General features: G+C 36.6%; 26 protein-coding genes and 1 pseudogene. 16 read left to right on the top strand and 11 right to left on the bottom strand.

The genetic code is table 11. The features are described from left to right. Positions 1–15 precede the first annotated feature (15 nt). From ACMGGO_RS13415 to ACMGGO_RS13395, 5 genes are all read left to right on the top strand, one after another. Entirely contained in the window at positions 16–201 is a 186-nt protein-coding gene (locus ACMGGO_RS13415) for a hypothetical protein (RefSeq protein ID WP_048390683.1), read from the top strand. Continuing rightward, positions 194–361: a hypothetical protein gene (locus ACMGGO_RS13410; RefSeq protein ID WP_016993359.1), complete on the top strand. Its 168-nt coding sequence runs from the start codon at positions 194–196 to the stop codon at positions 359–361. Before ACMGGO_RS13415 ends, ACMGGO_RS13410 begins: the two co-directional genes overlap by 8 nt. Before the next feature lie 8 nt (positions 362–369). Further along, on the top strand, positions 370–1,002 hold the full coding sequence (locus tag ACMGGO_RS13405) for a hypothetical protein (RefSeq protein WP_103117900.1): 633 nt from the start codon (positions 370–372) through the stop codon (positions 1,000–1,002). An 81-nt stretch (positions 1,003–1,083) separates the two neighbouring features. After that, a complete protein-coding gene (locus ACMGGO_RS13400; RefSeq protein WP_374806170.1) occupies positions 1,084–2,070 on the top strand; it encodes a helix-turn-helix transcriptional regulator in 987 nt (328 codons plus the stop codon). A 45-nt stretch (positions 2,071–2,115) separates the two neighbouring features. Then, positions 2,116–2,745, top strand: coding sequence for a type 1 glutamine amidotransferase family protein (locus ACMGGO_RS13395; RefSeq protein WP_066037491.1), 630 nt, complete (start codon positions 2,116–2,118; stop codon positions 2,743–2,745). Positions 2,746–2,799: 54 nt separating this feature from the next. On the opposite strand, the gene ACMGGO_RS13390 is transcribed toward ACMGGO_RS13395, so the two are convergent. Beyond that, positions 2,800–3,297, bottom strand: a complete 498-nt coding sequence (locus tag ACMGGO_RS13390; protein ID WP_066037492.1) for a hypothetical protein — start codon at positions 3,295–3,297, stop codon at positions 2,800–2,802. A 93-nt stretch (positions 3,298–3,390) separates the two neighbouring features. On the opposite strand from ACMGGO_RS13390, the gene ACMGGO_RS13385 reads away from it, so the two are divergent. After that, positions 3,391–4,131, top strand: coding sequence for a sulfite exporter TauE/SafE family protein (locus ACMGGO_RS13385; RefSeq protein ID WP_420281955.1), 741 nt, complete (start codon positions 3,391–3,393; stop codon positions 4,129–4,131). A 12-nt stretch (positions 4,132–4,143) separates the two neighbouring features. Continuing rightward, positions 4,144–5,100, top strand: coding sequence for a PD-(D/E)XK nuclease family protein (locus ACMGGO_RS13380; RefSeq protein ID WP_420282327.1), 957 nt, complete (start codon positions 4,144–4,146; stop codon positions 5,098–5,100). Here the strand turns inward: ACMGGO_RS13380 and ACMGGO_RS13375 are convergent. The 3 genes and pseudogenes from ACMGGO_RS13375 to ACMGGO_RS13365 form a co-directional block, all read right to left on the bottom strand. Beyond that, a pseudogene (locus tag ACMGGO_RS13375) lies at positions 5,054–5,341 on the bottom strand (tyrosine-type recombinase/integrase); the annotation flags it as partial. The gene ACMGGO_RS13380 and the pseudogene ACMGGO_RS13375 sit on opposite strands and share 47 nt — an antisense overlap. 98 nt (positions 5,342–5,439) lie before the next feature. Next, positions 5,440–5,763, bottom strand: coding sequence for a tyrosine-type recombinase/integrase (locus ACMGGO_RS13370; protein WP_066037494.1), 324 nt, complete (start codon positions 5,761–5,763; stop codon positions 5,440–5,442). A gap of 189 nt (positions 5,764–5,952) precedes the next feature. Next, complete coding sequence (locus tag ACMGGO_RS13365; RefSeq protein ID WP_066037495.1) at positions 5,953–6,138, bottom strand: hypothetical protein; 186 nt, start codon at positions 6,136–6,138, stop codon at positions 5,953–5,955. A gap of 1,393 nt (positions 6,139–7,531) precedes the next feature. Between ACMGGO_RS13365 and ACMGGO_RS13360 the strand changes: the two genes are divergently transcribed. Then, positions 7,532–8,164, top strand: a complete 633-nt coding sequence (locus ACMGGO_RS13360) for a hypothetical protein (RefSeq protein ID WP_258859267.1) — start codon at positions 7,532–7,534, stop codon at positions 8,162–8,164. A gap of 51 nt (positions 8,165–8,215) precedes the next feature. Next, a complete protein-coding gene (locus ACMGGO_RS13355) occupies positions 8,216–8,758 on the top strand; it encodes a hypothetical protein (protein WP_225340902.1) in 543 nt (180 codons plus the stop codon). 186 nt (positions 8,759–8,944) lie between these two features. Here ACMGGO_RS13355 and ACMGGO_RS13350 read toward each other — a convergent pair whose 3' ends face one another. After that, complete coding sequence (locus tag ACMGGO_RS13350) at positions 8,945–9,178, bottom strand: DUF3923 family protein (RefSeq protein WP_420282326.1); 234 nt, start codon at positions 9,176–9,178, stop codon at positions 8,945–8,947. A 224-nt stretch (positions 9,179–9,402) separates the two neighbouring features. Between ACMGGO_RS13350 and ACMGGO_RS13345 the strand changes: the two genes are divergently transcribed. The 3 genes from ACMGGO_RS13345 (at position 9,403) to ACMGGO_RS13335 (ending at position 11,674) form a co-directional block, all read left to right on the top strand. Continuing rightward, a complete protein-coding gene (locus ACMGGO_RS13345; protein ID WP_420281954.1) occupies positions 9,403–10,056 on the top strand; it encodes a hypothetical protein in 654 nt (217 codons plus the stop codon). 125 nt (positions 10,057–10,181) lie between these two features. Further along, positions 10,182–10,334, top strand: a complete 153-nt coding sequence (locus ACMGGO_RS13340) for a hypothetical protein (RefSeq protein WP_167444836.1) — start codon at positions 10,182–10,184, stop codon at positions 10,332–10,334. A gap of 179 nt (positions 10,335–10,513) precedes the next feature. Next, positions 10,514–11,674 carry an MFS transporter gene (locus tag ACMGGO_RS13335; RefSeq protein ID WP_048390548.1) on the top strand — a complete coding sequence of 387 codons (1,161 nt, stop codon included), beginning with the start codon at positions 10,514–10,516 and terminating at the stop codon, positions 11,672–11,674. Between the two features lie 68 nt (positions 11,675–11,742). Here the strand turns inward: ACMGGO_RS13335 and ACMGGO_RS13330 are convergent, their stop codons facing one another. From ACMGGO_RS13330 to ACMGGO_RS13315, 4 genes are all read right to left on the bottom strand, one after another. Then, the gene (locus ACMGGO_RS13330; RefSeq protein WP_048390551.1) at positions 11,743–12,090 is read right to left on the bottom strand and encodes a VOC family protein; all 348 of its coding nucleotides are present in this window, start codon (positions 12,088–12,090) and stop codon (positions 11,743–11,745) included. A 107-nt stretch (positions 12,091–12,197) separates the two neighbouring features. Next, the gene (locus ACMGGO_RS13325; RefSeq protein ID WP_288580574.1) at positions 12,198–13,364 is read right to left on the bottom strand and encodes a Ger(x)C family spore germination protein; all 1,167 of its coding nucleotides are present in this window, start codon (positions 13,362–13,364) and stop codon (positions 12,198–12,200) included. Between the two features lie 130 nt (positions 13,365–13,494). Continuing rightward, a complete protein-coding gene (locus tag ACMGGO_RS13320; RefSeq protein WP_004228871.1) occupies positions 13,495–13,740 on the bottom strand; it encodes a YkuS family protein in 246 nt (81 codons plus the stop codon). An 81-nt stretch (positions 13,741–13,821) separates the two neighbouring features. Further along, a complete protein-coding gene (locus ACMGGO_RS13315) occupies positions 13,822–14,799 on the bottom strand; it encodes a dimethylarginine dimethylaminohydrolase family protein (RefSeq protein WP_288580581.1) in 978 nt (325 codons plus the stop codon). A 118-nt stretch (positions 14,800–14,917) separates the two neighbouring features. Here ACMGGO_RS13315 and ACMGGO_RS13310 point away from each other — a divergent pair, with 118 nt between their 5' ends. Continuing rightward, positions 14,918–15,115 (top strand): transmembrane Fragile-X-F protein, encoded by a 198-nt coding sequence (locus ACMGGO_RS13310; RefSeq protein WP_054548795.1) that lies wholly within the window; start codon positions 14,918–14,920, stop codon positions 15,113–15,115. Positions 15,116–15,158: 43 nt separating this feature from the next. On the opposite strand, the gene ACMGGO_RS13305 is transcribed toward ACMGGO_RS13310, so the two are convergent. Beyond that, complete coding sequence (locus ACMGGO_RS13305) at positions 15,159–15,734, bottom strand: TIGR00730 family Rossman fold protein (RefSeq protein WP_054548794.1); 576 nt, start codon at positions 15,732–15,734, stop codon at positions 15,159–15,161. Positions 15,735–15,813: 79 nt separating this feature from the next. Here ACMGGO_RS13305 and ACMGGO_RS13300 point away from each other — a divergent pair, with 79 nt between their 5' ends. Continuing rightward, a complete protein-coding gene (locus ACMGGO_RS13300) occupies positions 15,814–16,131 on the top strand; it encodes a MazG nucleotide pyrophosphohydrolase domain-containing protein (protein WP_054548807.1) in 318 nt (105 codons plus the stop codon). Positions 16,132–16,141: 10 nt separating this feature from the next. Further along, positions 16,142–16,585, top strand: coding sequence for a GNAT family N-acetyltransferase (locus tag ACMGGO_RS13295; protein WP_288580590.1), 444 nt, complete (start codon positions 16,142–16,144; stop codon positions 16,583–16,585). A gap of 33 nt (positions 16,586–16,618) precedes the next feature. On the opposite strand, the gene ACMGGO_RS13290 is transcribed toward ACMGGO_RS13295, so the two are convergent. After that, positions 16,619–17,071 (bottom strand): NUDIX domain-containing protein, encoded by a 453-nt coding sequence (locus ACMGGO_RS13290; RefSeq protein WP_288580593.1) that lies wholly within the window; start codon positions 17,069–17,071, stop codon positions 16,619–16,621. Between the two features lie 95 nt (positions 17,072–17,166). Here ACMGGO_RS13290 and ACMGGO_RS13285 point away from each other — a divergent pair, with 95 nt between their 5' ends. Further along, on the top strand, positions 17,167–17,667 hold the full coding sequence (locus ACMGGO_RS13285; protein WP_231595564.1) for a hypothetical protein: 501 nt from the start codon (positions 17,167–17,169) through the stop codon (positions 17,665–17,667). Positions 17,668–17,723: the final 56 nt, after the last annotated feature.

The raw sequence follows: 17,723 nt of genomic DNA, 5'->3' as shown, positions 1-17,723 counted from the left end.
AAGGGACGTGCAAGCATGACAGAGTGGCCTAAGGGAGTAGCAAAACCAGCAATTCGCGCATTACATGCAGCGGGCTATACAGAATTGAAGCAGCTAGAAAGAGTTGAGCTTTCTACATTAGCTCATCTTCATGGAATGGGTCCAAAAGCTTTAGCAGCGATTGAGGCGGCACTAAAGGAAAGTAGGGAACTTCGTGAATAAGCTGACATTGTTTTTACTGGCGATGGTTGTCTATTATATCCTCGTTGTAGTCGTTATTAGCAAGCTGTTTATTATTCCTATTATGAAAGTGATGGCTCTTATCTTTTTTATAGGGGCAGGCTATATCTTTTCTCGTAAAATGCGTAGGAAATTACAGTAGGAGGTAATATGAAAATTGTTAAATTAACATTCTTTTATTTAGCTATTATTTTATTGGCATTGACGCTGTCCTTAGCGGGTGTTCGTCTATCCATCTCTCTTGGGATATTTGCATTAATTGCGGTAGGGATGATTTATCGCCATATACATATTTTATATCGCACAAACAATATGGAGCAGGTGGATAAATGGGTTAAAAATCACCGAAAAGAGCCTATATTTGCTGCTCTCTATGCATCAGCTTACGGGACAAAAGAGGAACAGATTCAGGCAATCGATGTCATCATCCATCATTATAAGCAGCCAGCCATTAAGTACAATTACCTCTTTATTAAGGCCATTATGGAGGAGAATCTTGGTGCTGCTAAAGTAGCCGCAAGACAAATCGAAAAAGAGCCTTTAACTAGCTATGCACTATGCTATATTGCTGCGCTGGAAGGTCGAGCGGCCGATATGAGAAGTGATAAATTAACACAGCCGTGGATGCAACCTGCAATTGAAGCGGTCTATGCCTGTACAATAAAGGATCAGGCTAATTTCCGCCAATTCGCGGATGCCAGCATTCAACAAGCACGTGGCATACAGAAATACGGTTTAATACATAATTTTAAGCAAATGGAAGATGAATTGGTAAAGGCATAATCGAAGGGCTACTTGATAACAGTATCAGGTAGCCTGATTTTGTGTCAGAAATCATAAATTAATTCAATGAGGTGAAAATGTTTGTCTAAAATGGATCATCTGATGCAGATTTTATGGATGTTGAATTCAGGTAGGAAAATTACCGCGAAAGAAATCGCTGAAAAATTAGAGATTAATATTAGATCCGTTTACCGCTATATTAACTCACTTTCTGCCAGCGGTGTGCCGATTATAGCTGAAACAGGTCATCATGGAGGATATACCCTGTTAAATAATTTTATTAAAAGTCCTCTTATTTTTGATGTCGATGAGAAAGCGGCATTACTTCATGCTTCTATTTTTGCAAAAGAAGCTGGCTATTTTTTAGATGAGGCATTAAACAGTGCAACAGCAAAGCTTACAATGTATTCAAATCAAGAGCAAGAAAAAATGATTCAACAGCATTTACAAGGTTTCGAGATAATCGGTCCTGATGAATCCTCCTTGGAGCCACTATTAAAAAATTTAGAAGAGAGTATAGTAAAGAGAACATCTATAGAAATGGAATACCATACTAATAATGAAGAGCAATCTAAGTCTAGGGTGGTTAATCCATATGGTTTGGTTTATTGGAAACAAAACTGGTATGTCGTTGCATTTTGTCATGTAAGAAATGAAATCCGTACTTTTAAAGTAGGCCGAATTAGTAGTCTGCATCAAACAGGCATTCCTTTCCAACGACCACAATCTTTCTCTGCCAGTGATTTTTTTATGAAAAGCCTTTTTCCCCAAGCCGAACATAAACAGAACCTTGTGCCCTTCATCATTTGTGGAAAGACAAGTGCTGTGGATGCGATCAGTCAGCATTGGTTTTTAAAGTATCACCTCCAAGAACGCACCAATAAGAACGCTATATTTTTAGTAGATGAGGAAGCATTACATACCTATGTACCCTATTTACTTTTTCCCTATGGAAAATCAATCCAAGTACTAGAACCCATAAGTCTAAAGCAAAAGATAATTGACGTTCTATATGAGCTCATTCATTTTTATGAAAATGAAAACTTTACTGACGGAGAATGTCAGTAAAGTTTTTTTATACTAAGCATAGTTTCAATAAAAGGAGTGTTTATTATGCAGACAAGAAAAGTGTATCTTTATGTATTTGATACGATGGCAGATTGGGAGATAGGGTATTTAATGGCCGAATTAAATACAGGTAGATATTTTAAAAAGGGGTTAGAGCCTTTAGAGGTGATGACAGTAGGGATTGATAGAAGTCCTGTTACGACGATGGGTGGCATCACCATACTTCCAACGATGGCCGTTGCTGAATGTCACTTGAATAGCATGGATGTCTTGATTCTTCCAGGAGGCAATACATGGCTAGAATCTATTCATGAGCCTGTATTGAATAAAGTCTCAAAAGCGTTGAATGAAGATGTTTTCGTAGCTGCAATTTGTGGTGCAACGTTTGGTCTTGCAAAGGTTGGTTTGCTTGATACAAGACAACATACGAGCAACGATCTCGAATACTTGAAGATGCTTTGTCAACATTATATTGGGGATGAACATTTTAAACAGAAGCCAGCCGTAACTGAAGGGAATTTAGTAACGGCATCTGGCATTGCACCGTTGGATTTTGCCTACCATGTTTTGAGGCTGCTCGATGTTTTTACACCTGAAACATTACATGCTTGGTATAAGCTTTATGAGACGCAGGAGAAAAAATATTTTTATGAATTAATGACATCCATTGAATAATAATTAGTCTAAGAAGAGCATGTTCATTGTTAAAACATGCTCTCTTTTTTTACATTAACTTTTTTTAGCCAACAAAATGCCTCGCACAATCCCTATCATGAAGATGCCAAATAACAGCAGTAAAAATAAGTAAGCATGCCATTGTTGTAAAATACGTTCACGACCTAGAGCTACCGTCAGGTCATTGAATAGGGAGTAGGTAAAATACAATAGAATACTATTTTTGATGAGACAAAACGTAAGGATGCCATTTTGTCGCTGTTTATGGGAGAGAGGTGCTTTATTTTTACGCATCACAGGATAAGCTGCCTTTATCTCTAAATAGTGTAAAAGTAGAAAGAGCATAAGAGCGACAAAGGGTAAATAAAAAATAGCAATTTTCGGACCGAATTGGGCATGTTCACTCGTGAAGCTTTGCAAGACAGGAATCATGGCAGGGAGCTTGCCGTATTGAATGAGTGTCGCTGTAATGCCAGCTAGAAAAATAGTCGCCACAATAACCGTTAACTGGTGACAAAAGCGTGGTGTAGGTGTTTTTTGTTGTATATGCATCCTTGCTCCTCATTTCCATCATCATTGATAATAACAATCTGTTATACTGTATCATAGAATGATTGCTTTTTGTGTTAGGGAAAGAAGGATATTATGGAATACTTGTTGTTTTTACTTATTGGCATCATTGGGAATGTCATTGGTACGTTAGTTGGGGGTGGTGGCTTAATTACCTTGCCAACGATGATGCTAATGGGTGTACCCGTCCATTCGGCTATTGGCGCAAATAAAGTGTCCAATATTGTGAGTGCTTTTTCAAGCTTTTATACAATTTATCAACGTAAGGAATTAGCATGGAACGAAATGCGTTCGGTGTTACTTGTCTCTTTAATCGGAGGTACATTGGGGGGACTTTTCGCTTCATTCATGAGTAGTCAATCATTAACGTTCATTGCTATTATTTTACTTGGCTTTGCGCTTGTCATGTCCTTTATGGGGGGAGCTGATTTTGGCGACAAGGAACGTTTTACGATGAATCGAAAAAACGGTCCTATCCTTCTTGGAGTTGGCTTTTATGACGGTATGTTTGGTCCGGGCAGTAGTACATTGGCGCTTTATACATATGCACATGAGAAGATTTCCTATATTAAAGCCGTGGGGCTATCACGGGTAGGGGTATTTGCAATGTGCTCAGGAGCAGCGATTACCTATATTGCTACAGGGAAAATCGAATGGCCGTTAACGCTTATTTTAATGATTGGCTCGACGATTGGTGCACAAATTGGGCTTGTGCTAGCCAGAAAAGTGAAGGCACATCAGGTAAAGCTTTTACTGCGTATTGTAACGATTGTGCTGATTATACAGCTTGTTTATGATTTCATCCATCAGCTTTAGGAGGTGATTGTCCTGTTTGAAATTTCACCCTATCCAACCTTTTCGTGGTCGCTATCGCGTCATAAAACATTGACAAGCTGCGCCCGCAAATACGGCTATGAATATTACTTTTCACATAACGGGTGGCTCAGTTACAATGTGGAGCCATATCATCAACAGGTGTATCGCTTAAAAAAGCTGCAATCGATGCCTATTTTATTTGGGCAAATTGTCCATCGATACATTGAGCAGGCCATTAATGATTATTTACAAACAGGAAAAGCTCCAACTGTAGAGGAGCTAATTCAATTGGGGCGCGGACAGCTGAATGCAGCCTTTATTGACTCCACTCGTCGTCTTGAATTTTGGAGGCAAAAACCAAATAAGTATTATATGATGCAGGAAATCTATTATCATGGCACCCTTTCTCCTGAGCTTGTGCAAGACTATAAAGAACGTTTACGACTTGTTTTTAATCATTTTTTAATGAGTGAAACATTCCAGCAAATCACCTCACAAAAAGGCTCTCTTCGTATCGGAGTACCAGAGCAATTCCGCTCCATGAAAATAGACGATGTCCAGGTATTTGTTGTTATGGACTTTCATTATTATGATGAACTGAGGGATAAATGGATTATTGTTGACTGGAAGACCGGTGGAGAATCTGATGATGACCGTCAGCAATTAGCCCTCTACGCGTACTATGTTCAGCAAAAATACCGTGTGTCTCTAGCGCAAATCGAGGTCTATAATGAATATTTATTAACAGGCAAGCGCAAGAAATATAGTTTTACAGACATGGATATGGAGAATATTTTGTATACGTTTCAGCGCAGTGTTTTAGAAATGAAAAAGTATCAGGCAGATATTTTTTCCAACGAGCCCGTAGACATCGAGGACTTTGAACAAACACAAGAAAAATGGCATTGTCGTGGCTGTAATTTTAGGGAGCTATGTGCGCAGAAATATGATGAAAAAATGAGCAAGTGACCAAAAAGACATCGAAATGGTCGCTTGCTTCATTTTTATCCTTTTTGGTTAAATGACTATATGTGTTGATTGTCATTTTTATATCAGAGTGACCGAGTTGCTCCTGTATGATCTTAAAATTTACATACCGACTGACCATAAATGAGGCATATGAATGTCGTAAAGCGTGAAAATTCAACTTTGGTAAACTATACTTTTCAATAATTCTTCTCCAAGCAAGATTTATAGCAGCAGGTTTTGACGGATTACCATCTGATTTTTTGTAAAGTTTAAGTTTAAGGGAGTTCCATCATCATCTTTTATCAGATTCCAAGCGTCACCCATTTCATTTTTTAGTTCCTAATAGCCATCAACAAATAACTTTAGTTCACGCATCAAACTCTTTGGGACGTTAACTAATCGAGGCTTTTTGTTTTTTGGGGGTAAAATTTTTAGTTTTCTAACTTCAATATCAAATTGAAGGGTTTTGTCTACATAGATAGTATTATTTTCAAAATCAAAAGATTCCACACATAATCCTGCTATTTCTGCTAGTCGTAGTCCAACCATTGCTGCCAACTTAATCTGGAGCTTGAGTTTAGGATTTACGTTTTCTAATACTCTGAAAAGATGTTTTAACTGTTCTTCGTTGTAAAATTCTAAGTCCTTCTTTTTAGGTTCCAAACGAGAAGATTTAATGTTTGTCCATAGGATTATCTTTAATTAATTTCCATTCAATCCCTTTAGAGAAGATGCTTTTTAAAACAGTATATTGTCCTTTTGCTTCACTAGGACATCTTTCTCTCCATCTTTTTAGACATTCTACTAGATATAGGGTTTAGATGTTAGAATGTTTATAGTCACCTAAATCCTCTATAATACATTGATCAATAAAATTTGCAAATTTAATATTTTCAACTTTTCATCTTCTTTATTTAATACTTCGATTTCAAAATCTGTAATAGCTTCCTTTATTGCATATTGCACGATCAGACATGGATTTCGTACGTATGGTTTTAGTATATCTAAGTCGTTTACCAGTGTCTTCATCATACCCATGTTCAACAGTAACTTTTATTCGAGGTTCTCCTTTCTTGGTAGGTGGTAAAACTACATATAAATCCTACTTACTCTTGTACCCTTCAAGAGCTTCATCTAAAAAGTCTTCAGTTACGTTAAGAAAATCAGCTAGCTCATAACGATTCACTATTTGTAATTTATGAGCTTGTATTATTTTTGAAAAGGAAACAAGTATCATGTATCCCAATCCACGTGCTCTCAACTCTTGTGGAAACTCTGTTCCGCCACCATTTGCCGAAGCATTTGTATGAGCAAATTTACCTGAGATGTGTGCAACTAGCAGTAGATACGCAATGAATATTTGATAAATTTTGTAGAGAAGGGAGAATGGAAATGAACAACATAGTTATCCACGAATTAAGGAGGAAGTTGCAGCTATTTTAAAACAATCACCAGCAGAGCCCACATTTGAAGATACAGTTATAGAAGGAAAAGAAAGACGTTATACAATAATTAATGAGCTTGATGTTGAAAAGTATTTAAACATTGGAGAGCGACAAGAACTAGCGATTGTGTTAGTTAGGATCTCCAAAACATTAAGAATGGGATAAACCGTTGGGAAAGAGTTGCAGATTTTCCTTAGAGTTAATGAACAATATGCTATTTCTTTTCATATTTTTTACTATCCCATGCCCAATTTAAAAAAGCATAAACAATTACTGCCCATAAAGAAAAGAAGAGATTATTAAGAAAATCCCAATTACCTTTTTTGAAATAATCCGAAACAGATAAAAGTAAAAAAGTATAACGAAGTAAACAATATTCAAGTATTTTCTGATAAATGTCATTAGAATCACCTTAATATGTATTTTATGTAAATTATAACATAAAAAGTCTTAGTGATTTGTGACTTAATGCTTCTAGCCAATGATGACTACTACCAAAACCTAAAACGCATCATCAAGACTGTGGAAGACCTATACAACGAGTTAGGTGAGGATATGCATACCATTGTAGATATGCGTTACTGGATACAGATGACTGTTATGAATGCGAGGACATAGCCGATAAGCTTATATTTCAAGTCATAAGGTATTGTGTAAACGTAACATTTTAATAGATAAAACAGCAGAAAGTATTGGTTGGGTTTAAAATTTATTTCATTTCATTTGTATTTTTTAACACTACTAAAGTCATGTTTTATTATAAATTAAATATTATTATAGTAGAATCTTGATTTGAAAAAATAGATGATTCAATATAAGAACCTTCATCATTAAAGAATGGAGGTTCTTTGGCAATGAATTGGTGATTTAACACTTTATAAATTGTAACTATTTGTCATTTAATAAAAGGTAATTAAATACTATTTAAGTTTATTTTGTAAAATTATACAATTGCGGTGTACCCAGAAAAATAAAGGAGTGGAAAAATGAAGAAATTTAGCGGATTATTGATAGTTTTATTTATGACTATATTAGTAATTCCTGTAACAGCAAAAGCTAACGATGATATTTTATCGGAGTTAGTAAAAAAAGAGGCACAAGATTACTGTGGTGTTTACACTCTAAGTCCAATGGACGGTTTTGAACCTATAGAAGTGCCTGAAGGCGAAATTCCAACTGATGAAATAAACTTTGTTGAAGAGAACGAGGCAATGAAAGCAGCGTCACCGATGAAAGATCAGGTGGCAACATCATCCTCTGGTTCAAAGATTGTAATGCCAGCAGCTAAAACTAGAAATTACGGTTATTGTCATATTTATGAGTATCATATGAAGTTTTCTAAGGGGAAAATAAAATATGAAACTCAAGTAAACAATGAATGGAAATCACAATTCAAATATGCTTATTATCCAGCAAAATCTATGGATATCGCAATGGAAGTAATAAATGGAACAGACGAACTGTTAAAAGATCCTACAGTTAAAGATCGTTATACAAAAGAATTTATTTCGTTTAAAGAAGGACAAAGAGTTAGGGTTGCAATTCAAAAAGGGAGTTCATGGTCAGGGTCATATTCAAAGTATGATTGGATTATTGTATCAATGTTCCCTGTATTCTAAATGTGTGTTATAATCTATATTATGGAAATTTTTAAAGAAAGTGACTATGGTATGGAAAATAATAAAATTATACAAAATGTGAAACAAACTATTTCTGGGATTGAAATTGGGTATTTTACCACTGCCAAAAACTATATTTATGATGAGTATTTTAAATATTTTAATGATGATGATAAAGAAACTAAAAAATATGCATTATTAATTTTTACATGCATGTTAGGCAACTGGTTTAATAAGTCTACTTTTGTCTTTAAACCTGAAAAGGAACGTTTAAAATACAACAATGAAAAAGGAACAAAATTTTTTAATTTTGAGGATTATATAACTTCATTGTTAGATAACTATCAAAATATTAAACAAGAATTTCCTTATATGTTTGAGATTATTGTTGTGTATTTAATTTTGATAGAAAAGGATAAACATATGATTTATGAAGAATGGTTTCCAGAAATTAATCCGGAAATATTTCAAGAACTTAGGGAGAAAATTTTAATTCCCAACAAAAATCTGGTCGATGATTGTCATCCAATAAAATATTTATTTAGAGAAGTTGGAATTAAACCTTTTTTCAAAGGTGATTTTTTTGATGAATAAATACTAAAACCACATTTCAAATGTACAGCACCCCCTAAGTTAGGCCAAAAATCTAACTTTTAGCCTGTAGACCTCGAGGACTTTGAACAAACACAAGAAAAATGGCATTGTCGGGGCTGTAATTTTAGGGAGTTATGTGCATCAAGGTGAAAAAGAAGCGAGTGCTAATATAGACTCTCGCTTCTTTTATGTGATTTTCGTAAAGTGAGCTTTTGTGCTTTTTTTAATAAAGTAAAGAAAAATTAATTGCACAAGCACAACGATTAGAAACATGATGCCCAAAATAATGAATGACACCATTTTCACTTCAGGTGTTTGCACAATCCCTGCACCATCAACATTTCTTGCCCCAATAAATACGGCGATGCCAGAAAAAATCAATAGCCATACAATATTTACAGCCCACCAAAATATTTTCATACCCAATATGAACCCTCCTTCTTCTTGTAATCCCCCAGGGAGCTTAATTATAGCGATTTACCTTAAATTTGGAAATGCCCTATAGACGGTCCTACATCTCAGCCTACAGACGGATTGACTATTTTTAAAATAGAAGTTTTTCACAGACTTCATTCCTTGTTTAGGGTATATATGGTAAATTTAGTATGTGCATATTATGTATTACCTAAGAAAGGAGGCAGCATATGGTTAACAATAAAAAGGCGTTTATCGGGTCAATCGTTATGTTGGGTATTTGTATGTGTCTGTTTTTTCCTTATCCTTACAATGAAGCAAGTATGGCACATACTACATTCATGTCAATTCCTATCGAAACACAAGATGGATACGTGTTACTTGGCATCTTTGGCTCGATTTTATTTATAATTGCTATGATTTTACTACTTAGGAGTATCAACAAATATCATTTTCGAACATTTGTTATTGTAGTATTACTTTATTCATTTTTACCTCATTTGCTTATCATGGCGTATCAAGAAACCTTTGCTAGTGGCATTATGGCCATTTCATACAAAGGGGATGGAGAATGTCGTTTTGATATGGTGAGAAAAGACTTAATGAATGGGGAATGTACCATTGTCCTACATAATCGAAGCAATGAAGCTGTGTCCTTTGATTTACAATTTATCGATACGAATTTTTTTAAAGGCGATAAGCGGATGAATTCACTTATGAATATAGCAGGGCCATATCATGTGACCATCGAGGCCAATCGTGAAAAAGCTATTCATCTAAAGGAATTACTCCATTTAACAAATGTTCCTAATCATATAGAGGGAGGTGGCTCCTCCAAGGTGCATGTTCAATTAATAGACGGTGACAAGGAAAGAACTTTATAAATAGTCCATGCGTGGAAAATATTTTGCGTCTTATACATAGTTCAACATTGTATTTGCTTTTGTGGTAAACTTGTATTAAATTATAGTAAGCTATGAATTGATCTTGAGAGAGGAGGCAAAAAGTCATGGAAACTATTTTCAGAAGAACGGCGATTGAGGTAAAGACATTTTTACAATTAGATGATTTAGGCTCAAAGGGACCAGTCTGTGGTTTTTTAAGAAAACAGCATAGTGAAAGTAGTAACCGGAAGCTTTTTGCTTTTGTCAGTCATGTGTGAAAAATGACTTTTTAACCATACAAAGTAATTGGTAGACGCCGGTTTTATGGCGTCTTTTTTGTTGTGATAAAACGGAGAGAGGGTGAGTGAATTGCTAAAAAAACTAAGACAATTAAGGAATGTTGCAGTGTTCCAAGCGCTTCTAATTTAGAAAAATAATTAGAAGCGAGGAATTTACTATGAAAAAACAACCAATTTTTACTTCATCATTTCTTTTTCTATTCATAAGTAATTTTTTTATTTTTATAGGATTTGAAATGTTATTGCCTATTTTACCAGCCTATTTATTAAGCATAAACGCCAATCCGATGCAAGTAGGCTTGGTGACGACGGTATTTACACTAGGTGCCATTACGATAAGACCTTTTGTAGGGTACTATTTAATGGATCATAAGCGGAAAAAACTAGCGATTGTGGCAAGTATAGCCTTACTCATAATTACAATGCTGTATCCATTGCTTAACACGATTTGGATTTTCCTATTACTCCGACTTTTCCATGGAACAGCGTGGGGTGTATCCACGACAGCCAATAGTACAATGGCTGTAGATAGTATCCCTAAAGCTCGATTAGGAGAGGGAATGGGCTATTTCTCGGTATCCACAACCGTGGGAGCGATTGTTGCCCCAAGTCTCGGTATCCTTATTTACAGTACCTTTTCTTTTCACACGCTGATTTGGTCGTCAGCCTTCCTAAGCCTATTTGCGATCATAATGCTTTCCTTTGTGCATGCAACGACACCTATTCAAAATGACAAGCAGCCATTTCGGTTTATGGAAGCGATATTTGAAAAAGAAGTAAGGTTTCAAGCAGTATTGACTGTTGTGACGACGCTTGGTTTTGGCGCTATTATTACATTCTTAGTTCTTTTTGGTGAACAAAAGGGATTAAAGCATATTTTTCTATTCTTTCTTATCAACGCAATTGTTTCCACTTTAATACGTCCTTTTACAGGGAAATGGTTTGATAAGCATGGACCATGGTCGATCATTATTGTGTCAGCGATTTTCGGTTTTCTATCTTTAATCGTGTTATCCTATACTACAAATAATTTCACATTGATTATCGCCGCGATTTTATTTGGTGGAGGCTATGGCACCGTTATGCCGTGCCTACAAACCTGGGCTGTTCAAAAAGTAAGTGAAGCCAAAAGTGGTGCAGCCAATGCCACTTTTCTTTCCAGTTTTGATGTTGGAGTAGGTATGAGCGCATTTATCTTAGGAATTTTAGCTGAATGGATAAGTATAGAAATGATTTTCCGACTTGTTAGCCTTAGCTTTCTTCTTGTCGCTCTGTTAGTCTATCGGGATTACATTCTTAATAAGAAAACAAACCATTAATATAGGAAGAAGGACCAGTCTCAAGTGTCTGGTCCTTTTTTCTTTGACTTATATAACGCAAGGGTAAACTATTTTTCCCAAAGCTCAATCAGTCGTCCTTCTGGATCTTTAATCCAAATAAACTTTCCAAATTCGTTACACTCTAGAGGTTTTGCGAGTGGGACATCAAGATGTTCAAGATGCTTTATCATCTCGTTTACATCATGAACTTGGAAATTTAACATCACTTGCTGTTCTGCTGGAAAATAATTGTCCTGTTCAGTGAAAAAAGAAAAGATCGTTTCATTGCCTTCTTGGGGTTTAATGATTGTCCCATTCCAATCGTTTATTTCTAGCATCAAGGTTTCGCTATACCACTTTTTTACAGAATCTAGATTCTTTGTTCGCCAAAATATACCTCCAAAGCCTTTTATCATCGTCTCGATCTCCTGTCTGTTTAACGTTTCCTCATCTTTTCCATTACTATAGCATGACAAGATGGCCATAAGAAAGAGACCATGCTATTTTGGATGGTCTCTACCTATTATTCGGTAATCGTTTCTGCAAATGTTTTACGGCCAGGGCTTACTTTATTAATATGAATATCGATTTTACTGATGGAATCTTTGCTTAGAGGAATTTTGCCATCCTTCTCTAATCTCTTCCAAGCCTTTACATTACTACGATAGAGATATTCGGATAGACGAAAGACATCCGCATCCATTTTTAGTCCTTCCTCAAAGGTAGTTAGGATTTCTTCCTTGACGGCTTTTTCTACTTTTTTTCTTACCTGATTGGGTGTTAGCCTCCCTTTAAAACCATTTAAAATCGTATCGAATTTTAAATTTATTTCAAATGTTACGTCATTACCTTTGACAATTGGCTTGACTTTTACATCAAGCTTTTTAATATCGACAGTTAAGTAATCACTTTTTTCATTATTTTCTAATTCGACGGTAATTTCGCCTTGCTTTGTTTCATCATTCATCCACTCGATTCCACGTGCGGATTTGCCTTTTATATAGCCTTTAAAACTATCCTTTGAAAGTATACCGACACCTGCAAAAACGGTTGCAGTTTTTGAGCCATCCATTGTCTCCCAGTTTTCGTTAACGGTTACGTAAGGAATTTTCATTTCGTGGTTGGGCTCATTTAAACCAATAACGAGCTGTCTTAAATTGACAGGCTCTACAAATGACTCCTGCTTCGCTGTATTTTTAGGATTACTTAATTTGGCGGCAGTTGGTGATTTCTCTAACAATGGAGAAACTAATAAAACATCCTCGATAGGATCTTGGGTACAGTAAACCCAAATATGATATCTTGTCTCTCGAAAGCGTAGAAAAGTATCAATAACCGCAATCGCATGTTCAGCTTTCATGGCACTCTCTGAGAAGAGAAGAAAGGTCATATGTCCCCAAAATACTTCTTGGTCCATTGAACGATACAATTTGTAAATGGCTTCTTCTATTGTCTTACCCTTCGCTTGACCAATTTCGGTAGGCGCTGCATTAGGGTTAGCTGATTCTGTTTTCGCTACGTTAGCAAAGTTGATAATTTGTAAGTATGCTGTATATTCATTATCCTTGTAGTCAACCCCCACACCTTGTACGTAATACATGCGTTGCGGCTCTGTTACATCCCAACAGCCTGATAGCAGTAGTGTAGTCGTCAGCATTAAAATAACAATCGCAATTTGTTTTTGGCTCATATATCTCCCTACTTTTTGAAGTTCGTGTATATTAGTTTGTACAAGAACGCAAGGTATTATAAGTAGAGCCCATTTGTATGTAGGAAAGTGCTGCTCTCGTCAAAATGACGTAGAGACAGCACTAATGATTTTAGTGGAAATATTTTTGGACGCGTTCAACGACCTCGTTTGCCGATAGTCCATTCGCATCAATCACAGGACCTTCCATAACTGGATCACTAATTCCCATGACATCGCGATCCTGACCTGTAATAATACAAGCATCACATTTTTTCGCATCCTCTTCATTGCGAAGCTGGATGACTTCAAAGCCTTGTGCTTTTAAAGCATCTTCGATATTCGTTAATGATTGTTCCACACCAATAATTCTAGACATTTCTTGTCCACCTCCTACAAATAATGTGCCATTTCAGGTTGCTCATTATTCATACTATTTTTTAGAGGGGAGAGATAATTTCTAGAGATCCGTGCGTAATAGGGGTTGTGTACTACATCTAAAAGAACCGCCAAAGCTTCGAGAAATCGTAAAATCAACATATTCTACGGTGATACCTCTCTTCGCTAGTTGCTCGCCAATCCATGTAAATTCTTTGTCTGTAATGTAGACTTCTTCATTAATAGGTAAGCCGTTAGTAGCAAGTTTTGCGGCATTCTCTAGGGAAACGTGAATTTTATCCCAATCTTTTAGTTGTTTGGGAATACCATCAATGAGTGCTTCCTCGCAGACAATCATTAGACCCTCTCTAACGAGGCTAAGCGCACAGTCGAGATGAAGAATGGTTGGATGAAGCGGCACTTCGACCACCGTATAATCAAAGTTACTTGCTAAATTACGCAGCCACTGCACACCATTTTTATTGGAGGCTAGTCCTGAATTCCCGACGAAAACTGTTTTATCTAACACTAACACATCGCCGCCCTCTAAAAACGGGCCAGCTTCAGAATCTAAACCATCTGCCATATCAGGCTTTGGAATGGAGACATAGAAACATTGATTTTCATTTGCTTCCTGTGCTAAAAGATTACGTACTGGCAAAATTTCGTTGCGTCTATGTGGGAATCGAAGGGAGCCCTCGATTAAGAAATGGCCGATAGTGAAAAAGGGATCGCGAACGAAGAAATTGCTATAGCCATCTTCTTTTCCTACTTCTTTTTCATAGTCTGTTAAACGTCTTGGTACTTGTACTTCTACCCCGTATTTTTCTAATACTTTTTTTAAATTTGCTCGTTCCAATTCCCATTGCTGCTGTCTTTCTGGAAAGACATCTTTAAAATTTTTACCGAGTGTATCTACGCTTGCATAAAGTGCTAGTGTTTCTTCTGTTAAAAATTCATCATCTGTTGGAGCCTCCTTAGCTGGAAAAGCAAATTCCGATTGCGCCATGACAACTCGTTTTAAAGGAGCAAACTCACTTTTTACAAAAATATTCGTCATCTTACTGCCTCCTGTTGTATGATTTAGAAAAAGTAGTGAAAATTTTTCCTGTAATGTTCCTTATCGTAAGATATATAGTTACTATATAGTCAAGGATGGGCTGTAAGGTGGTGAAATGATGGGCATTGCAGAAGTGTTGACCATTGTCTTTGTCGTATTAAAGCTAACAAATGTCATTACATGGTCGTGGTGGCTGGTATTATTACCAGCGATTCTTTCATTTAGTCTGTATGCCATTATTGGGCTGGTGAAGCTTGGGATGGTATTGATTGCTGTGGTAGCAGTGAAAAGGCGGGAAAAGAAAGCAGAATTATGAAAAAGGTGAGGATAGTCCAATTAGGTCCACCCTCACCATTTTATTATTTGCTTAATTCATAAGTTTTCACAGCTGGAGGAACAAAGCTTTCACATTTATCTAATAGTGCTGCTGCGTCCTCATCAACAATAAGTGCATCACGATATTGTGCTTTTAAAAATTGTTCATTTTGCATATGGTCAAAGAAAGATATTAATAAATCAAAATAGTTTTCCATATTGAAAATAGCACAAGGTTTTTGAAGCAGCCCGATTTGATTCCACGTAAATACTTCAAAAAATTCCTCTAATGTTCCAGGTCCACCAGGAAGGGCAATAAAGCCATCTGCTAATTCCATCATTTTACTTTTACGTTCATGCATTGTCTTTACAACAATCAGCTCTGTCAGCTGTTGATGCGCAATTTCACGTTCTTCTAATAATGTCGGAATCACCCCAATGACCTTGCCGCCTTCTTCTAGCACTGTATTCGCTACTGTTGCCATGATGCCTACAGAAGCACCACCATAAATAAGAGTAATTTGTCTTTTGGCTAATTCTTTTCCTAGTAAAATCGCTCCTTGACGATAAGCATCGGAAGCGCCTAGACTGGATCCGCAAAATACGGCAATACTTTTCATAGCTGATTTCCTCCATATCTGATCGAATTCTTTTATAGTATAATTTATTTTGAAGAGGAAGGAAATGGAGGAAACTGAATTGGAACTAAATGAATTTCAACGCTGGGTAAAGGATTACTATGAAGCACGTGGCTGGTCAGAGCTTAATATTTTTACACGTATTGGCTTCTTGGCAGAAGAAACAGGTGAGGTAGCCAGGGCGATTCGAGCAATCGAGATTGGTAGAGATCGACCAGATGAAAAAACACCATCCTTTGAAGAAAATAAGCAGGAGCTAATTGAAGAGCTAGGGGATGTCTTAGGAAATCTTATAGTGATTGCCAATCAGTACGATATTCCATTAGAAGAAATATTTGCAGCTCATCAAGACAAGCTGATAAAGCGTTACCAGGAATAGGAGGATCGAGATGGAATATCAAGTAGAGGTTTTACGGGGACACCATGAGGATTTTACAAATTTTTTAAGCGAAAAAATTCGTGCCTATAATAATGAGCAATCTCCTTATCATCGCGAAAGTAGAAAGAAGGGTGCGGTTCTTCCTTTACAGTTAATCGTCACAGATCAACAGCAGCAATGGATAGGTGGTATAACAGCTGAAGTCTACTGGGGATGGATAGAAATACATAAATTTTGGTTTAGTGAAGAATATCGTGGAAAGGGAATTGGCACAAAGCTCTTAGCACAGGCAGAGTTAGTAGCCAAGGACATGGGGGCAACAAAAGCCCTACTGACAACCTACGAGTTTCAAGCGCGTACCTTTTATGAGGCACATGGCTATCAAGTAGTGGGAGAAATTAAAGATTATCCACCAGGCAGTAGCTACTATACGATGGTGAAAGTGCTTCCTTAAGAATAGGCTGTCTAAGGAGATAGACAGCCTGTTTTAATTGACATCGCCCAAATAGATTGTTGTTTGTTGTCCTCGTATAAATTTCTTTAATGGTTGGGTAAGCGCTTTGGGGTAAAGTCTATATGTATGAAGCTTTTCAATCGGTATCCATTGTGTCCCAATTTGAAGACTATCAGGATTCGTTGGTTGACAAGTTTGCGCATTTAGCTGACAGAGAAAATAATATTCTACCTGATGTACATCAGCGTCAAAGGCGGCATGCTCATGATTTTGTCCGATGTATTCACGGATAAATAACAGCTCTCCAATGTGAACGGAGGAGCCAATTTCCTCCAGGCATTCCCTTTGCAACGTCTTGTGAAAGGTCTCTCCATGCTCCTGTCCACCACCTGGACAAAGGTAAAAGTAGCCCTCTATATCTTGATTTTTTGTTAGCAATAGTTTCCCATCCACGATGATGATGGCTTTGACAGAATTTCTAATCATGGACTTCTCCTTTTAATTGTTATTTTTCGTGATCATGACTAAAACGCTTCATGAATGTCTACCTTAGTAAAAAGGGGAGATGAAGCGTGTATTCAATGTCCAATTTTAAATTACTTGTCGAAAAACAGACCGAAATTGATACCATTTATCAGAAATGTAATGATTTAATTCAATCAACTGTTACACCAAAGCTAGATGCAGAGGTCGAGCAGTTTTTAAAGCTGGTTGAACAGCATTTGACACAACAAGGCTTTACAATTACGAATACATCAACAGGGTTAATCGCCAATTATCAAGAGGCTGTCATTAATGTAGATAAACATTCAAAGCATTTGGAAGAATGCTTTTTTATCAATTTAAATAGTTATGCTGAGGATCAAGTCTCTATTGTACTCGATATCTCACCAACGATGCTACCGAAAATTTCAAACCAGCTCGATGGCTACACAGATATTATTGAGCAAATGACGGATAAGCTAAAGCAAGCAAAAAGTCTAGAGAAAGCCTGTACGAATCCCAAATTTCTTTATAAAACGCAAAGCAACAAAGTTTTTCATACCCCACAGGAAGTGTTGGATTATTATTTTCAAGGATAGGAGAAGCAGCTAGAAAAAACTAGTAGGTGTATAAAAAGTGGAAAATTGATGTTGAG

The sequence above is a fragment of the Lysinibacillus sp. BNK-21 genome (assembly GCF_048684915.1).
GTDB classification, from domain to species: domain Bacteria; phylum Bacillota; class Bacilli; order Bacillales_A; family Planococcaceae; genus Lysinibacillus; species Lysinibacillus capsici.
Note: the sequence above shows the minus strand (reverse complement) of the source record. Positions and strands in the feature narration are given on the sequence as shown.

Bases quoted from the DNA above. Each gene is read 5' to 3' on its own strand.
- ACMGGO_RS13340 (WP_167444836.1), top strand. From the start codon at position 10,182: ATGGAAACTATTTTCAGAAGAACGGCGATTGAGGTAAAGACATTTTTA.
- ACMGGO_RS13320 (WP_004228871.1), bottom strand. From the start codon at position 13,740: ATGTCTAGAATTATTGGTGTGGAACAATCATTAACGAATATCGAAGAT.
- ACMGGO_RS13395 (WP_066037491.1), top strand. From the start codon at position 2,116: ATGCAGACAAGAAAAGTGTATCTTTATGTATTTGATACGATGGCAGAT.
- ACMGGO_RS13325 (WP_288580574.1), bottom strand. From the start codon at position 13,364: ATGAGCCAAAAACAAATTGCGATTGTTATTTTAATGCTGACGACTACA.
- ACMGGO_RS13390 (WP_066037492.1), bottom strand. From the start codon at position 3,297: ATGCATATACAACAAAAAACACCTACACCACGCTTTTGTCACCAGTTA.
- ACMGGO_RS13315 (WP_288580581.1), bottom strand. From the start codon at position 14,799: ATGACGAATATTTTTGTAAAAAGTGAGTTTGCTCCTTTAAAACGAGTT.
- ACMGGO_RS13405 (WP_103117900.1), top strand. From the start codon at position 370: ATGAAAATTGTTAAATTAACATTCTTTTATTTAGCTATTATTTTATTG.
- ACMGGO_RS13305 (WP_054548794.1), bottom strand. From the start codon at position 15,734: ATGAAAAGTATTGCCGTATTTTGCGGATCCAGTCTAGGCGCTTCCGAT.
- ACMGGO_RS13365 (WP_066037495.1), bottom strand. From the start codon at position 6,138: ATGGGTATGATGAAGACACTGGTAAACGACTTAGATATACTAAAACCA.
- ACMGGO_RS13360 (WP_258859267.1), top strand. From the start codon at position 7,532: ATGAAGAAATTTAGCGGATTATTGATAGTTTTATTTATGACTATATTA.
- ACMGGO_RS13355 (WP_225340902.1), top strand. From the start codon at position 8,216: ATGGAAAATAATAAAATTATACAAAATGTGAAACAAACTATTTCTGGG.
- ACMGGO_RS13350 (WP_420282326.1), bottom strand. From the start codon at position 9,178: ATGAAAATATTTTGGTGGGCTGTAAATATTGTATGGCTATTGATTTTT.
- ACMGGO_RS13385 (WP_420281955.1), top strand. From the start codon at position 3,391: ATGGAATACTTGTTGTTTTTACTTATTGGCATCATTGGGAATGTCATT.
- ACMGGO_RS13290 (WP_288580593.1), bottom strand. From the start codon at position 17,071: ATGATTAGAAATTCTGTCAAAGCCATCATCATCGTGGATGGGAAACTA.
- ACMGGO_RS13295 (WP_288580590.1), top strand. From the start codon at position 16,142: ATGGAATATCAAGTAGAGGTTTTACGGGGACACCATGAGGATTTTACA.
- ACMGGO_RS13345 (WP_420281954.1), top strand. From the start codon at position 9,403: ATGGTTAACAATAAAAAGGCGTTTATCGGGTCAATCGTTATGTTGGGT.
- ACMGGO_RS13310 (WP_054548795.1), top strand. From the start codon at position 14,918: ATGGGCATTGCAGAAGTGTTGACCATTGTCTTTGTCGTATTAAAGCTA.
- ACMGGO_RS13330 (WP_048390551.1), bottom strand. From the start codon at position 12,090: ATGATAAAAGGCTTTGGAGGTATATTTTGGCGAACAAAGAATCTAGAT.
- ACMGGO_RS13335 (WP_048390548.1), top strand. From the start codon at position 10,514: ATGAAAAAACAACCAATTTTTACTTCATCATTTCTTTTTCTATTCATA.
- ACMGGO_RS13285 (WP_231595564.1), top strand. From the start codon at position 17,167: ATGTCCAATTTTAAATTACTTGTCGAAAAACAGACCGAAATTGATACC.
- ACMGGO_RS13415 (WP_048390683.1), top strand. From the start codon at position 16: ATGACAGAGTGGCCTAAGGGAGTAGCAAAACCAGCAATTCGCGCATTA.